Origin of the sequence: Millisia brevis NBRC 105863, from assembly GCF_001552615.1 — a bacterium.
Taxonomy (GTDB): Bacteria; Actinomycetota; Actinomycetes; order Mycobacteriales; family Mycobacteriaceae; genus Millisia; species Millisia brevis.
Genome location: NZ_BCRN01000003.1, coordinates 179,029 through 194,053, shown reverse-complemented (window position 1 = coordinate 194,053; position 15,025 = coordinate 179,029). Strand labels below are relative to the sequence as shown.

The window sequence follows — 15,025 nt, the reverse complement described above, 5'->3', positions numbered from 1 at the left end:
GGGATCGGGCTACCGGAGGAGCGGGGCGGGTTCAGGGGGTGGGGGCGGTGGTGGGATCGGGCTGCCAGCCGCCGGGGGTGCGGCGGAACAGTGGCAGCGAGATCGGGGCGCGCACCAGGTCCGGCCAGGTCGGATCGATCGCGGCGAGCGCCCCCTCCCAGACATTGGTCTCCTTGATCGCGGTCACCACGCCGACGACGTTCACCCCGAGCCGCCGCATCAGCGTCAACTCCGCGCTCACGGTGCCGCCGGTGGAGATGACGTCCTCGACCAGCAGCACCCGCCGCCCGTCGAGGCGTTCGAGCAGTCGCGGATCGATGTAGACCGTCTTGGGCACGGTGGGGCTGGTGATCGACCGGACCGGCACCGAGCATTCGTCGGTGAACCAGAACTTCCGCGAATAGCTCAGCGGCACATACCAGGGATGGCCGAGCTTGCGGGCGACCGATGCCGCGAGCACCATGCCGAGCGTCGGCATTCCGATCACCACCTCCGCGTCGAGGTCGGCGACCAGTTCCGCCATCGCCGTCGACAGCCGGTCCTCGAGGTCGAAGGAGTTCTCGGTGATGCACAGGTAGGCGATCGCGGTGTCGAAGCCGTCCGGCAACGCCAGGAACGGCAGCTCGGCCCAGTCCCCGTCGGGCAGGCGCACCGGAAAGGTGTCGGGGTAGGGGCCCGGCGGCAGTTGCGGGTAGGTGGCCGCCGGGACGATCCGGTCGTGATAGCTGCCGTAGCCGGTCAGATCCATCGGTCTCCTCAGCCTTCCGCCGGCTCGATGCCTGCGGTTTCGACGGGTGCCGGCTTCGGGCGGGGCGCCTCGACGTCACCGGCGACCTGGTCCGCCAGTTCGAGGCCGGCGCCGGCGTAGACGTTGAAGGCGGTGTCGACACCGTGGTCCTTCGCCCACTGGACCTCGTCCTCGTAGCGGGCCACCGCCGCGGTCTTGCCCCCGAACCCGGACTCGCGCAGGCATTCCAGGGCGGTGACATTCGCGCCGTGGCGCGGCATCGCCAGCACGGCGATGCGCACCGAATCCGAGCGGCGCATCCGATTCCAGAAGTCGAGGTCGGTCGCGTCGCCTTCGATGACGTGCAGCCCCGCCTCCTCGAGGCGGTGAATGCGCGGCCCGTCGTAGTCGACGCCCACGACGCGCAGCCCGTAATGGTCGGTCAACCGTTGGTAGGCGGCCAGACCCACGCGGCCCATGCCGATCACCACCACCTCGGCGTCGCCGGCGTCGCCGGGGCGTTCCTCCGGGTGCAGGCTCAGCTCGTCCCGCTTGGGCAGTCGCGCGGCAATCTTCTCGACCATCATGTGGCCGCGGCCGTTGACCAACGCGGACACCACGAAGCTCAAGGCGACCGCGATCGAGATCTCCACCAGCCAGGCGGGGGCGAGGATGCCGGCCGAGACGCCGACCGAGACCACGATCAACCCGAATTCGGAGTAGTTCATCAAACTCAGGCCGGCGAGGATCGAGGTGCGATAGCGCAGCTTCATCGCCGCGAGCAGCACCATATACAGCGCACCCTTGAACGGCAGCAGGACCACCATCAGCAGTGCGACGCCGATCGTGGGCAGGTCGGGCAGCCCGGTCAGGCCGATCGATACGAAGAAGCCGACCAGCAGCAATTCCTTGATGTGGAAGAGCGAGCGCGCCAACTCGGACGACGCGGGATGCGAGGCGAGCAGCACGCCCATGATCAGCGCGCCGAGGTCACCCTTGAGACCCACCGCGGAGAACAGCGCGTAGCCGGGCACCAACGCCATGACGATGCCGAACAGCGACTGCATCTCGCCGTGCCCGAGCCGCGCCCAGATGCGTCTCAGCACCCGCGTCAACGGCCAGAGGCCGACCAGGGTCAACGCCCAGATACTCGGCAGGTGTCCACTGGTCGCGGTCAGGAACACCACCGCGACGATGTCCTGCATCACCAGGATGCCGATCGCGATCCGGCCGTAGAGGGCATGTGTCTCGCCGCGTTCCTCGAGCACCTTGACCACAAATACGGTGCTGGAGAACGACAGCGCGAACGCCAGCAGGGCGATCGTCTGCATACTTTGGCCCGCCAGCATCGCGATTCCGGCGACCGCCGCCAGCCACAGCACGACACTGACCGCCACGATGCTGATCACCATGTGCACCGTCGTGGTCAGCCAGACCTCCCGCCGGAGCAGGATCCGCACATCGAGCTTGAGGCCGATCGCGAAGAGCAACAGGGTCACGCCGAGATCGGCCATCGTTTCGAGAAGCGGGATGTCCTCGACGTTGAGCGCGTTGATGACAAATCCGGCGGCGAGGAATCCGACCAACGGCGGCAGGCGCAGGGCCATCGCCAAACCGCCGAGTCCGAACGTGACGACCAGATAGATCACGACCGTCGACATGGGCGACCCCCTTCGGGCGGGTGGAGTTGCCGGAATTGTCCTTGATCGACGTGCTCGGCGCATGTTCGCAGCGGCGGAAGGTATGTCAGAATTCGGACAAATAAGAAATAGCGGATGAAATGCCGCTGTGATTCAGCACTCGACGATATTGAGCGGCACGTGCAGCGCCAGTCCGCCGGTTGCGGTCTCCTTGTATTTGGTGTGCATATCGCGGCCGGTTTCGCGCATCGTGTCGATCACCTGGTCGAGGCTGACGCGGTGGGTACCGTCGCCGCGCATCGCCATGCGGGCGGCGTTGATCGCCTTGCCGGCGGAGATCGCGTTGCGCTCGATGCAGGGGATCTGCACCAGTCCGCCGATCGGATCGCAGGTCAGTCCGAGGCTGTGCTCCATGGCGATTTCGGCGGCGTTCTCCACCTGGGCCGGGCTGCCGCCGAGGACCTCGGCCAGTCCGGCGGCCGCCATCGCCGCCGCCGAGCCGACCTCGCCCTGGCAGCCGACCTCGGCGCCGGAGATCGAGGCGCGCTCCTTGAACAGCGAGCCGATCGCGGCGGCGGTCAACAGGAATCGCACGGCCGTCCCGTCCGGATCGGCGCGGCCGGGACGGGTATAGGAGGCGGCGTAGTGCAGGACGGCGGGGATGATCCCGGCCGCGCCGTTGGTGGGCGCGGTGACGACCCGCCCCCCGGAGGCGTTCTCCTCATTGACCGCCAGGGCGATCAGGTTGACCCAGTCCTCGGCGAACTCGGCCGAGCGGTCGGGGTCCTCGGCGTCGAGCCGTTCGAACCAGTTCTTGGCCCGCCGACGCACACCGAGGGAGCCGGGCAGGACGCCGTCGCGGCCGATGCCGGACTGCGCGCAGGCGGCCATCACATCGCGCAGGTGCAGGATGCGCGCACGTATGTCGTCCGCGCTGCCGTGGCCGGCTTCGTTGCACAGCGCCAGGTCGGAGATCGAGAGGTTCTCCCGGGTGCACATCTCGAGCAGCTCGGAGCCGCTGCGATAGGGGTACGCGGGAGGCGCCGACGGCCCGGCGCCGGCACCGACCGGCTCGCCCTCCTCGGTGACGACGAAGCCGCCGCCCACCGAGAAGTAGGTGCGGTCGAACAGCACGTCGCCGTCGGCAGCGCGCACGGTGATCGTCATCCCGTTGGCGTGGCGGTCGAGGAAGGTCTCCGGATGCAACACCAGGTCGGATTCCCGGAGCCCGATGGCGATCTTGCCCGCTATGTCGACCGTGCCGGTCGCGCGCATGCGCGCGATCCGGGTGTCCTTGGTCTCGGTGTCGATCGATTCCGGGTGAAACCCCTCGAGCCCCAGCAGGATCGCGGACAGGGTGCCGTGGCCGTCGCCGGTGGCCGCCAGGGACCCGTAGAGATGGATGTCGACGGTATCGACCGCCCCGAGCAGATCGGCGGAGGTCAGCCGGTCGGCGACGTCGGCGGCCGCGCGCATCGGTCCGACGGTATGGGAACTCGACGGGCCGATGCCTACCGAGAACAGGTCGAAAACACTGATGGGCATGGGGTTCTCCGTGCGGCGGGCCGGTGGCGTGCCGGGGGATGTGGATGACGGCCGGCGGTGGCGTCAGCGTATGTATGCGAAGCGCGAGAGGCATGCGTGTGCCGAGCGAGGCGGTCCTTCCGCCGGACCGAGTCGCGGGCGGACAACCGGTCGTCCGCGGCGGCGACCGGGTGGGCTGTCACCGACGATACACACCCCGATCCCTCGTGTCTGTGCACGAAGACCGACATTTCCCCGGCTTGACAGCGTTCGGCGGACGCCGCACCATTGTTGCGGTAGACGCGCATCGATGCGCATTACGCAACAAATCATCCGCCCCCGGCGCCTCGGAGATCCGACCGTGAACACACCTGTCGATGGAACTGCCGACCCACAGCTCGAATCGTGGCTCGATGATCTGATTCGGAGCCGCCCCCGCGGTATGAGCTTGGCGGCGCCGTTCTACACCAGTCCGGAAGTCTTCGATCTCGATATCGCCGAGATCTTTTCCAAGCAGTGGATCTTCGTGGCGACCGAGCCCGAGATCGCCGAGCCGGGCGACTTCGTCACCGTCACCCTGGGCCGGTATTCGGTGATCATCGCCCGCGACGACGACGAGCAGGTGCAGGCGTACCACAACGTCTGCCGGCATCGCGGCGCGCGCATTCTGGCCGAGGAGAGCGGCAGCGTCGGCAACATCGTCTGCAGCTACCACCAGTGGACCTACGGTATGGACGGCAAATTGCTGTACGCCGAGGGGCAGTCGCCGACCTTCGACAAGAGCTGCTTCTCGCTGCGCAGCGTGAACGTGCGCAGCATCGCCGGCCTGATCTTCATCTGTCTCGCCGACGAGCCGCCCGCCGACATCGACGACGTCGCCGCGATCGTCGCTCCCTACCTGGAGCCGCACGATCTGCGAAAGGCGAAGGTGGCCAAGCAGGTTGACCTGGTCGAGCATGGCAACTGGAAGCTGACCATGGAGAACAACCGGGAGTGTTACCACTGCAGCGTCGGGCATCCCGAACTGTTGAACACCTTCTTCCCGACGTGGGGCTACAGCGACAGCGAGGCGATCCCGACGCGGCTGCGCCCGATCTTCGACCGCTTCAACGCCGCGATGGTCGAGCACAAGGCGGTCTGGGACCACTACGGCCTGCCGCACGAGCGCGTCGCCGAACTCGACACCCGCCCCACGGGATTCCACATCGAGCGCGAGCCGATGGACCTGGCCGGCGAATCGTTCACCCTCGACGGCACGGTCGCCTCGACCAAGCTGCTGACCGATATGCCGGTCACCCGGTTGGGTCGACTGTCGATGCACGCCCAGCCCAATCTGTGGCTGCACATCACCTCCGACCACGCGATCACCTTCTCGGTGCTGCCGATCGGCCCCGACACGTGCCGGGTGCGCACCACCTGGCTGGTCCACGAGGACGCCGAGGAAGGGGTCGATTACGACCTCGACCGGATGACCAACGTCTGGGAGATCACCAACCAGCAGGACGCCAACTTCGTCGGACTCGCGCAGGAGGGCATCTCGAGCCCCGCCTACGTGCCGGGCCCCTATGCGCCGTCCGAGTTCCAGGTCGAGGCGTTCATCAACTGGTACATCGGGCGCCTGCGCTTCCACCGCGGCATCCCCGACGATCACCTGTCGGTCGTGCAGGAAGCCGGATGACCGCGGCGCCGATCCCCGCGCCGCCGGCCGCCCCGGTACGGCGGCCGATGAGCCTGGTCGACGTCCCCGCCTGGGACGACTCGGTCGACTCCACCCTGGTCTGTGTCGCCCGCCGCGACACCACACACGACATCGTCACGTTCACCTTCGCCGCCCCGGAGCCTCGTCGGTTCGAGTTCCTGCCCGGCCAGTACATGACGATCGGCGTCGACATCGACGGTGAGCGCGTCGAGCGGTGCTACAGCATCTCCTCGCCGCCGACCCGCCCGTACACGGTCTCGATCACCGTCAAGCGCATCGCGACCGGCGCGGTGTCGACCTGGCTGCACGACAATCTGCAGCCCGGCGGCACCGTGCACGCCGCGGGCCCGCTCGGCCAGTTCACCTGCCTGCCGGAGCCCGGCGGCCGGTACCTGTTGGTCTCCGCCGGCAGCGGGATCACCCCGATGCTGTCGATGGTGCGCACGGCGGCTGATCTGACCACCGGCTGCGATATCGCCTTCGTGCACAGCGCCCGCACCCCGTCGGATATCGCCTTCCGGGCGGAACTCGACCATCTGGCCGCCGAGGAGATCGACAACACGATCCTGGTCGGGCATACCTGCACCCGCGATTCGCTCGACGCCTGGGACGGTCACCGCGGCCGGCTGACCGGCGACCTGCTGCTGGCGATCTGCCCGGACCACGCGGACCGGGAGATCTACCTCTGCGGTCCGGATTCCTTCCGTCGCGATATTCGCGAAGTGCTGATCGCCCAGGGGATCTCACCGGAACGCATCCACGAGGAGAGCTACGTCCTGGCGGTCCCGCCGCCGGTGGCGATGGCCGAGCCGGCGACCGAGGGATTCACCATCGAGTTCTCCCGCCGCGGCCGCAGCATCCTGTGCCCGCCGGACACCCCGATCCTCGACGCCGCCGCGGCCGCGGGCATCATGCTGCCCTCGTCGTGCGGCCAGGGCATGTGCGGCACCTGCAAGGTCACCAAGATCTCGGGCGATGTCGAGATGAACCACAACGGCGGCATCCGTCCGCGGGAGGTCAAGCAGGGCAAGGTATTGCTCTGCTGCTCGGTGCCCACCTCGTCGGTCGTCCTCGACAACTGACAGCCATGTTCGCCCAACTCGTGAAGGACAGGTAGATGGCCGGTACGACGCCGCCCGGCGCGGATCTCCCCGAGCACCCGGATTTCCTGTGGGACAACCCGGAACCCAAGCGCCACTACGACGTGGTGATCGTCGGTGGCGGCGGGCACGGTCTGGCGACCGCCCACTACCTGGTGCGCAACCACGGGATCACCAATGTCGCCGTACTCGAACGCGGTTGGCTCGCCGGCGGGAATATGGCGCGCAACACCACGCTGATCCGCTCGAACTATCTGTGGGACGAGAGCGCCGGCATCTACGAGCACGCCCTGAAGCTCTGGGAGGGGCTCGAGGAGGACCTCGGCTATCCGATCCTGTTCAGCCAGCGCGGGGTGATGAACCTGGCGCATACCGAGCAGGACGTGCGCGACAGCGTCCGGCGCATCGAGGCCAACCGGCTCAACGGGATCGACGCCGAGTGGCTCGACCCGAAGGAGGTCGGCACCGTCTGCCCGATCGTCAACACCTCCGCGGACATCCGCTACCCGGTGCTCGGCGCGACCTTCCAGCCGCGCGGCGGTATCGCCAAGCACGACTACGTCGCCTGGGGCTTCGCCCGCAAGGCGAGCGCGGCCGGGGTCGACATCATCCAGAACTGCGAGGTCACCGGATTCCGGACCGACGGTGATCGGGTGACCGGCGTGACCACCACCCGCGGTGAGATCGGCTGCGGCACGGTCGCGTTGTGCGCGGCCGGGCATACCTCGACCCTGCTCGACCAGCTGGGGATCCCCGCGCCGCTGCAGAGCCACCCGCTGCAGGCGTTGGTCTCCGAACTGCTCGAGCCGGTCCATCCGACCGTGGTGATGTCCAACGCGGTACACGTCTACGTCTCGCAGGCGCACAAGGGTGAACTGGTGATGGGCGCCGGCGTCGATTCCTACAACGGCTACGGCCGGCGCGGCGCCTTCCACATCATCGAACGGCAGATGGCCGCGGCGGTGGAGCTGTTCCCGATCTTCGGGCGGGCCCGGCTGCTGCGCACCTGGGCCGGCATCGTCGACGTCACCCCGGACGCGTCGCCGATCGTCGGTGCGACCCCGTTCGAGAACCTGTACCTCAACTGCGGGTGGGGGACCGGCGGATTCAAGGCGACCCCCGGTGTCGGCTGGTGCATGGCGCATATGGTCGCCACCGGCGAGCCGCACGAGGTCAACGCCCCGTTCACGCTGGACCGCTTCATCTCCGGCGCCCTGATCGACGAGCACGGCGCCGCCGCCGTCGCCCACTAGAAGGATCGGCCATGCAACTGATCGGCTGCCCGAACTGCGGGCCGCGCGAAGAGACCGAATTCCACTACGGGGGAGCGGCCGGTATCGCCTATCCCGAGAACCCGGCCGCACTCGACGACGTCGACTGGGCGCATTACTTGTTCTTCCGCCCGAATCCGATGGGCCGCTTCACCGAACGCTGGTACCACTCGTCCGGTTGCCGCCGCTGGTTCACCGCCGAGCGCGACACGGTGACCTACGCCTTCACCCCGGTTTCCTCCGACACGTCCGACACCTCCGATGCCAAGGAAGGCGCCCGATGACCGAGCTGCGGACGCCCAGCGGCGGCACCGTCGACCGCACGGCGCCGATCGAGTTCGTCTTCGACGGGCAGACCTATACCGGCTACCGCGGGGACACCCTGGCGTCGGCCTTGCTGGCCAACGGGATTCACCGCATTACCACCAGTGTCAACCTCGGTCGCCCGCGCGGCATCACCGGCTCCGGGGCGGAGGACGCCACCGCACAGGTCGGCATCGACGCCCCGTTCATCGAGCCGATGGTCCCCGCCACCACGATCGAGCTGTGCCCCGGCCTCGTCGCACACGGCGTGCCGGGCTGGGGACGGCTGAGCGACGAACCCGACCGCGCCCGCTACGACGCGCTCCACCACCACGCCGAGATCCTGGTGGTCGGAGCCGGGCCCGCCGGCCTGGCCGCCGCGGTGACCGCCGCCCGCACCGGGGTGCGCGTCATCCTGGTCGACGACCGCCCCCAACCGGGCGGCGCGCAGGTCGACTCGGCGGTCGTGACGGATTTGGTCGCGCAGTTCGACGCGCAGCCCAATGCCCTGCGCCTGCAGCGCACCGTCGCCTTCGGCGCCTACGACGACGGCCTGGTCCTCGCGGTGGAAAACCGCACCGATCACCTCGGAACCGCGGCACCCCAGCAGATCTCCCGGCAACGCGTCCACCGCATCCGGGCCCGCGGCCTGATCCTCGCGACCGGCGCGCACGAGCGCCCGATCGTCTTCGCGAACAACGACCTGCCCGGCATCCTGCTCGCCGGCGCGGCCGGGGAGTACCTGGAGCGTTACGGGGTCCTGCCCGGTGCGCGCGGGGTGGTCTTCGCCGGCGACGACAGCGCCTACGCCGCCGCCTTCGCCCTGGCCGACGCGGGCGTCACGATCGCCGCCCTCGTCGATCCGCGCCCGGAGGTGTCCGCGGATCTGGCCGCCGCCGCGGCGGACCGGTCGATCCCGCTGTACCCGAACGCCCGGGTACTGCGCGCCGCCGGCACCGATCGAGTCGAGGCGGTCACCCTCGACACCGGCGACGAGATCTCCTGCGACCACGTGCTGGTCTCCGGCGGCTGGAACCCCGCGGTGCACCTGGCGAGCCAGCTGCGCGCGACCCTGCGCTGGGACGACGACCTGCACGCCTTCGTCCCCGACACGCTCCCGGCCGCCACCCGGGTGGTCGGCGCGGCCGCCGGACACCCCGGCGTCGGTCCCGGTATCACTGACGGCGCCGCCGCCGCAGCCGATCTGCTGACCGAGCTGGGGATCGACCCGGTCGACGGACCCGCCCTGCCGACAGTCACCGACCGCCCCGCCGCCGCGCCCACATCGCTGTGGCGCGCCTCGACCGACCCGGCCGACGAGGCGCTGTCGTTCGTCGATCTGCAACGCGATGCGACGGTCGCCGACATCGTGCGGGCGATCGGCGCCGGCATGCGCTCGGTGGAACACGTCAAGCGCTACACCACGATCGGGACCGCGCACGACCAGGGCAAGACCTCCGGTGTGGTCACCGCCGGGATCGTCGCCGAGTTGCTCGGTTCGCCGATCGGCGCGGTCGGGGTGACCACCTTCCGCCCGCCGTATACCCCGGTGTCGTTCGCGACCCTCGCCGGCAGCTACCGCGGCGACCTCTTCGACCCGGTGCGGATCACCGCCGTGCACGACTGGCATGTCGCGCGCGGCGCGGTCTTCGAGGACGTCGGCCAGTGGAAGCGGCCGCGCTACTACCCGCGCAGCGGCGAGGACATGAACGCCGCGGTGCTGCGCGAATGTGCCGCCGTCCGCAGCGGTGTCGGCATCCTCGACGGGTCGACGCTCGGCAAGATCGACGTCGCCGGGCCGGACGCGCCGATCCTGCTCGACCGGCTCTACACCAACATGATGAGCAGCCTCGGCGTCGGCAAGGTGCGCTACGGCGTCATGTGCGGCGCCGACGGCATGGTGATCGACGACGGCACCGTCATGCGCCTGGCGCCCGACCGCTACCTGGTCTTCACCACCACCGGCGGCGCCGCGGCGATCCTCGAGTGGATGGAGGAGTGGCTCCAGACCGAATGGCCCGAGCTTCGGGTGCGGTTGACCTCGCAGACCGAGCACTGGTGCACCTTCCCGGTCGTCGGGCCGCGCTCGCGCGAGGTGATCGGCGCGATCGCCGACGACCTCGACGTCTCCAACGACGCCTTCGGGTTCATGACCTGGCAGAACACCTCGATCCTGGGCGTGCCGGCCCGGATCGCGCGGATCTCCTTCTCCGGCGAACTGGCCTACGAGGTCAACGTCCCGGCGACCTACGGCCGCGCCGTCTGGGAGGCGATCATCGCCGCCGGCGAGCCGTACGGGATCACCCCGTACGGCACCGAGACGATGCACGTGCTGCGCGCCGAGAAGGGCTACCCGATCATCGGGCAGGACACCGACGGCACCGTCACCCCGCAGGACCTCGGGATGGCGTGGGTGGTGTCGAAGAAGAAGCCCGACTTCGTCGGCAAACGCTCGTTGCAGCGGCCGTTGGCCACCGCACCCGACCGCAAGCAATTGGTCGGACTGGTGCCGGTCGACCGCAGCACCGTGCTGCCGGAGGGGTCGCAGGTGATCGATCACCGCCCGGACCGCGTCCTGCCCCCGCCGCCGGTGCCGATGCTCGGACACGTCACCTCGAGCTACCGCAGCGCCGAACTGGGCCATCCGTTCGCCCTGGCGCTGATCTCCGGCGGGCGCGAGCGCATCGGCGAACGTCTCGACGTGCCGATCGGCGGTCGATTGCTCGAAGTGGAAGTCACCGGAACGGTCTTTGTCGATCCGGAAGGAGAACGTCGCGATGGCTAGCAGCACCCCTACCGCGCAGCGGCGCAGCCCGCTCGATGGCCGCGCCCCGATCGTGCGGTCGGAGCGGATCTCGATCGTCGAGGTCCCCTTCGCCGCCCAACTGACCGTGCAGGCCTTCGACGACATCGCCGGCCTGCCCGTACCGGGCGTCGGCGAGGTCCGCCGCGACGGCGACACCCTGGTCGCCTGGCTCGGACCGCAGGAATGGTTGGTCGTGCGGGAGGACATCGCGCCGTGGATCGCCGAAGCCGAGCTCGTCGCCGCGATCGGTGACGCCGGTGCGGTCGTCGATACCTCCGGGCAGCGGACGATCCTCGAGATCTCCGGTCCGGCCGCCCGGACCGTGCTGATGATGGGATCGTCGATCGACCTGCACCCGGACGTCTTCGGGTCGGACCGCGTCGTGCAGACCGACCTGGCCCGAGCGAACGTGATCCTGTACCGCACAGCCGACCCCGACACCTTCCGGGTGTTGGTGCGCGCCTCCTTCGCCCGCTACCTCGCCGACTGGCTCGCCGACGCGGCAGTCGAGTACCTCGAACCGGAAGGGGCCCGGGGATGACCGTCCTCGAGGAGATCGTCCGTCCCGACGCGCAGACCGCGCGCCGGTACGTGCTGACGCTGCAGTGCCCGTCGCGCGGCGGCATCATGCACGCGATCGGATCGCTGCTGCACGACTACCGGTGCACGGTGGTCGATCAGCGCCAGTTCGACGACGTGCACGGCGGGATGTTCTTCCTGCGCACCGAGTTTTTCGCGACCGGCGATATCGACATCGCCGAGATCGAGGAGGCCTTCGACCGTCTGGTCGCCGATCTCGACGGGCACCACACCCTCAGCGACGATCGGCCCACCCGCGTGGTGGTCATGGTCTCGAAGCTCGGGCACTGCCTCAACGACCTGATCTTCCGGTGGCGCTCCGGCACTCTCGGCGGTGAACTGGTCGCGGTGGTGTCCAACCACGAGGACCTGCGGCCGATGGCCGAGGCGGTCGGCCTGCCGTACCACCGGATCCCCGTCACTTCGGACACCAAGGCGCAGGCCGAGCAGGCCCTGCTCGAGCTGATCGACGACTACAACGCCGATCTGGTGGTGTTGGCCCGCTATATGCAGGTGCTCTCCGACGGCACCTGCGCGAAGTTGCGCGGCCGGGCGATCAACATTCACCACTCGTTCCTGCCGGGTTTCAAGGGCGCCAAGCCGTACCACCAGGCGTTCGAACGCGGCGTCAAGTACGTCGGAGCCACCGCCCACTACGTGACCCCCGACCTCGATGAGGGGCCGATCATCGAGCAGGAGGTCATCCGCATCGACCACACCCACGACCCGCGCCGACTGGCGACCACCGGCAGCGACGCCGAGGCCCTGGCCCTCTCCCGCGCGGTGCGCTGGCATTGCCAACACCGAGTCCTGTTGAACGGCAGCAGCACCGTCGTCTTCGGGTAGGCCCCACTCCCAACCCCCCCATCGCTCGAACGTCCCCGGAAGGACATCACGACGTGACCACATCGGACCCGAAGGTCGTCATCATCGGAGCCGGCATCGTCGGCTCCGCGCTGGCGGACGAACTGAGCGAACGCGGGTGGACCAATATCACCGTGCTCGATCGCGGCCCGCTCTTCCTCACCGGCGGATCGAGCTCGCACGCACCGGGATTGGTTTTCCAGACCAACCCGTCGAAGACGATGACCGCCTTTGCCGGCTATACGATCGACAAGTACCGCTCGCTCGAACACCCCGACGGCTGGTGCTTCAACTCCGTCGGCGGCCTCGAGGTCGCCACCACCGACGAGCGGTGGACCGACCTGCACCGCAAGGCCGGGTGGGCGGCGTCGCGCGACGTCGAGTTCAGCCTGCTGTCACCCGACGAGGTGCTCGAGCTCTACCCGCTGCTCGACCGCGACCGGATCCGCGGCGGCCTGTTCACCCCGAAGGACGGCCTGGCCAAGGCGATGCGTGCGGTCGAGGCGCAGGCGCGTCGGGCGATGGAGCGCGGCGTCGAATTCCGCGGCCACCAGGAAGTGGTCGAGGTGATCCAGGCGAGCGGCCGGGTCACCGGGGTGCGCACCGCCGAGGGGATCGTCGACGCCGACGTGGTCGTCTGCTGCGCCGGCTTCTGGGGCGCCGAGTTCGGCCGCCGCGTCGGCCTGACGATCCCGTTGGTGCCGATGGCCCACCAGTACGCGATCACCGATCAGGTGGCGCCGCTGGTCGGACGCAATACCCCACTCGCCGAGGCCGGGCTGCCGATCCTGCGGCACCAGGACGGCGACCTGTACTACCGCGAGCACGGCGACCGCCTCGGCATCGGCTACTACGACCACCGCCCGATGCCGGTGACCGACCTGTCGACCCTGCCCGCCGGGGACACCAGCCGCATCAGCGCCGAGGAGATGCCCTCGAAGCTGCTGTTCACCGAGGACGACTTCGCGCCTGCCTGGCGCGAGAGCGTCGCGCTGCTACCGACGTTGGCGGACAACAAGATCGACTCGGCGTTCAACGGCATCTTCTCGTTCACCGTCGACGGTCACTCGATCATGGGTGAGCACCGCGACCTGGCCGGTTTCTGGGTCGCCGAGGCGGTGTGGGTCACCCATTCCGCGGGCGTCGCCCGCGCGCTGGCGCAGTGGCTGGTCGACGGCACCCCCGAACACGATGTGCACGAATGCGATCTGTACCGGTTCGAGGACGCCGCCCTGATCGACGACGTCATCCTGCCGACCGCCTCGCAGCAGTTCGCCGAGGTCTACGACGTCATCCACCCGCACGATCAGCGCGGTGAGCCGCGCGAGGTGCGCACCAGCCCCTTCCACCGCGAGCACATCGACCTCGGCGCCTACTTCTTCGAAGCCGGCATGTGGGAGCGGCCCGCGTGGTTCGAGGCGAACGCCGGCCTGCTCGAGCGGTTGGTCGACGAGGGCCTGCGCATCCCCGAACGCGAGGGCTGGGGTGCGCGGCATTGGTCGCCGATCGCGGTGGCCGAGGCCGCCTGGACGCGCGCGGCCGTCGCCGCCTACGACATGACCCCGCTGACCCGCTACGAGGTCTCGGGTCCCGGCGCCGTCGCCTTCCTGCAGCACCTGACCACCAACAACGTCGACAAGTCGGTCGGCTCGGTCATCTACACCCTGATGCTCGAACCCACCGGCGGGGTGCGCAGCGACCTGACCGTCGCCCGCCTGGCGCCCGACCGCTTCCAGGTCGGCGCGAACGGCCCGCTCGACATGGACTGGATGACCCGGCATCTGCCGGAAGACGGATCGGTCACCGTCCGCGACATCACCGGCGGCACCTGCTGTATCGGCCTGTGGGGTCCGCTCGCGCGCGACCTGCTCGCCCCGCTGACGCCGGCCGACCTGTCGAATACCGGGCTGAAGTACTTCCGGGCGATCGAGACCTCGATCGGGTCGGTGCCGGTCACCCTGATGCGGGTGTCCTACGTCGGCGAACTCGGGTGGGAGATCTACGCGAGCGCCGAGTACGGCTACAAGCTGTGGAAGACCCTCTTCGCCGCCGGTGAGCCGTACGGGCTGATCGCGGCCGGGCGGATCGCCTTCAACAGCCTGCGCATCGAAAAGGGTTACCGTTCGGCGGGTACCGATATGACGATCGAACACACCCCCGCCGCCGCGGGATTGGGCTTCGCGGTGCGGATGAAGAAGGACGACTTCATCGGCAGGGCGGCGCTGGAGAACGCCCCGGCGCCGAAGCAGACGCTGCGCACGATCATGCTCGACAACCCCGACGCGGTGCTGCTGGGCAAGGAGCCGGTCTCGATCGACGGCGCGGTCGTCGGCTACGTGACGAGTGCCGGGTACTCGCCGACGGTCGAACGTACACTTGCCTACGCGTGGCTGCCGACCGAGTACGCGGACGGTACCGCGGTCAGCGTGCAGTATCTGGGCGTGCCGGAAACCGCGGTGGTCGTGGCCGATCCGGTCGTTGATCCGGACATGGCCAGGATTCGGCGCTAGCG

11 protein-coding genes are annotated in these 15,025 nt (G+C 69.0%); 8 read left to right on the top strand and 3 right to left on the bottom strand.

Annotation, left to right across the window (positions count from 1 at the left end):
* Nucleotides 1–31: 31 nt before the first annotated feature.
* The 3 genes from MB1_RS05640 to MB1_RS05630 all read right to left on the bottom strand — a co-directional run bounded on the left by MB1_RS05640 (nucleotide 32) and on the right by MB1_RS05630 (nucleotide 3,912).
* On the bottom strand, nucleotides 32–748 hold the full coding sequence (locus MB1_RS05640) for a phosphoribosyltransferase (protein WP_066904654.1): 717 nt from the start codon (nucleotides 746–748) through the stop codon (nucleotides 32–34).
* Nucleotides 749–756: 8 nt separating this feature from the next.
* Nucleotides 757–2,388 (bottom strand): cation:proton antiporter domain-containing protein, encoded by a 1,632-nt coding sequence (locus MB1_RS05635; RefSeq protein WP_066904652.1) that lies wholly within the window; start codon nucleotides 2,386–2,388, stop codon nucleotides 757–759.
* Nucleotides 2,389–2,520: 132 nt separating this feature from the next.
* Nucleotides 2,521–3,912 (bottom strand): L-serine ammonia-lyase, encoded by a 1,392-nt coding sequence (locus MB1_RS05630; protein WP_066904651.1) that lies wholly within the window; start codon nucleotides 3,910–3,912, stop codon nucleotides 2,521–2,523.
* A 421-nt stretch (nucleotides 3,913–4,333) separates the two neighbouring features.
* Between MB1_RS05630 and MB1_RS05625 the strand changes: the two genes are divergently transcribed.
* The 8 genes from MB1_RS05625 to MB1_RS05590 are packed head-to-tail and all read left to right on the top strand — an operon-like array spanning nucleotide 4,334 to nucleotide 15,023.
* On the top strand, nucleotides 4,334–5,569 hold the full coding sequence (locus MB1_RS05625; RefSeq protein ID WP_245650040.1) for an aromatic ring-hydroxylating oxygenase subunit alpha: 1,236 nt from the start codon (nucleotides 4,334–4,336) through the stop codon (nucleotides 5,567–5,569).
* Nucleotides 5,566–6,672, top strand: coding sequence for an FAD-binding oxidoreductase (locus tag MB1_RS05620; RefSeq protein WP_245650039.1), 1,107 nt, complete (start codon nucleotides 5,566–5,568; stop codon nucleotides 6,670–6,672). Before MB1_RS05625 ends, MB1_RS05620 begins: the two co-directional genes overlap by 4 nt.
* A gap of 35 nt (nucleotides 6,673–6,707) precedes the next feature.
* Complete coding sequence (locus MB1_RS05615; protein WP_066904647.1) at nucleotides 6,708–7,943, top strand: sarcosine oxidase subunit beta family protein; 1,236 nt, start codon at nucleotides 6,708–6,710, stop codon at nucleotides 7,941–7,943.
* A gap of 11 nt (nucleotides 7,944–7,954) precedes the next feature.
* Nucleotides 7,955–8,245, top strand: a complete 291-nt coding sequence (locus MB1_RS05610; RefSeq protein ID WP_066904644.1) for a sarcosine oxidase subunit delta — start codon at nucleotides 7,955–7,957, stop codon at nucleotides 8,243–8,245.
* A complete protein-coding gene (locus MB1_RS05605; protein WP_066904642.1) occupies nucleotides 8,242–11,049 on the top strand; it encodes a 2Fe-2S iron-sulfur cluster-binding protein in 2,808 nt (935 codons plus the stop codon). Before MB1_RS05610 ends, MB1_RS05605 begins: the two co-directional genes overlap by 4 nt.
* Nucleotides 11,042–11,611: a sarcosine oxidase subunit gamma gene (locus MB1_RS05600; RefSeq protein ID WP_084350968.1), complete on the top strand. Its 570-nt coding sequence runs from the start codon at nucleotides 11,042–11,044 to the stop codon at nucleotides 11,609–11,611. Before MB1_RS05605 ends, MB1_RS05600 begins: the two co-directional genes overlap by 8 nt.
* On the top strand, nucleotides 11,608–12,495 hold the full coding sequence (gene purU / locus MB1_RS05595; RefSeq protein ID WP_066904639.1) for a formyltetrahydrofolate deformylase: 888 nt from the start codon (nucleotides 11,608–11,610) through the stop codon (nucleotides 12,493–12,495). The genes MB1_RS05600 and purU overlap by 4 nt, the downstream gene beginning before the upstream one ends.
* Before the next feature lie 53 nt (nucleotides 12,496–12,548).
* Entirely contained in the window at nucleotides 12,549–15,023 is a 2,475-nt protein-coding gene (locus tag MB1_RS05590; protein WP_066904637.1) for a GcvT family protein, read from the top strand.
* The last annotated feature ends 2 nt before the right edge of the window (nucleotides 15,024–15,025 follow it).

Bases quoted from the DNA above. Each gene is read 5' to 3' on its own strand.
- MB1_RS05640 (WP_066904654.1), bottom strand. From the start codon at position 748: ATGGATCTGACCGGCTACGGCAGCTATCACGACCGGATCGTCCCGGCG.
- MB1_RS05635 (WP_066904652.1), bottom strand. From the start codon at position 2,388: ATGTCGACGGTCGTGATCTATCTGGTCGTCACGTTCGGACTCGGCGGT.
- MB1_RS05630 (WP_066904651.1), bottom strand. From the start codon at position 3,912: ATGCCCATCAGTGTTTTCGACCTGTTCTCGGTAGGCATCGGCCCGTCG.
- MB1_RS05625 (WP_245650040.1), top strand. From the start codon at position 4,334: ATGAGCTTGGCGGCGCCGTTCTACACCAGTCCGGAAGTCTTCGATCTC.
- MB1_RS05620 (WP_245650039.1), top strand. From the start codon at position 5,566: ATGACCGCGGCGCCGATCCCCGCGCCGCCGGCCGCCCCGGTACGGCGG.
- MB1_RS05615 (WP_066904647.1), top strand. From the start codon at position 6,708: ATGGCCGGTACGACGCCGCCCGGCGCGGATCTCCCCGAGCACCCGGAT.
- MB1_RS05610 (WP_066904644.1), top strand. From the start codon at position 7,955: ATGCAACTGATCGGCTGCCCGAACTGCGGGCCGCGCGAAGAGACCGAA.
- MB1_RS05605 (WP_066904642.1), top strand. From the start codon at position 8,242: ATGACCGAGCTGCGGACGCCCAGCGGCGGCACCGTCGACCGCACGGCG.
- MB1_RS05600 (WP_084350968.1), top strand. From the start codon at position 11,042: ATGGCTAGCAGCACCCCTACCGCGCAGCGGCGCAGCCCGCTCGATGGC.
- purU (WP_066904639.1), top strand. From the start codon at position 11,608: ATGACCGTCCTCGAGGAGATCGTCCGTCCCGACGCGCAGACCGCGCGC.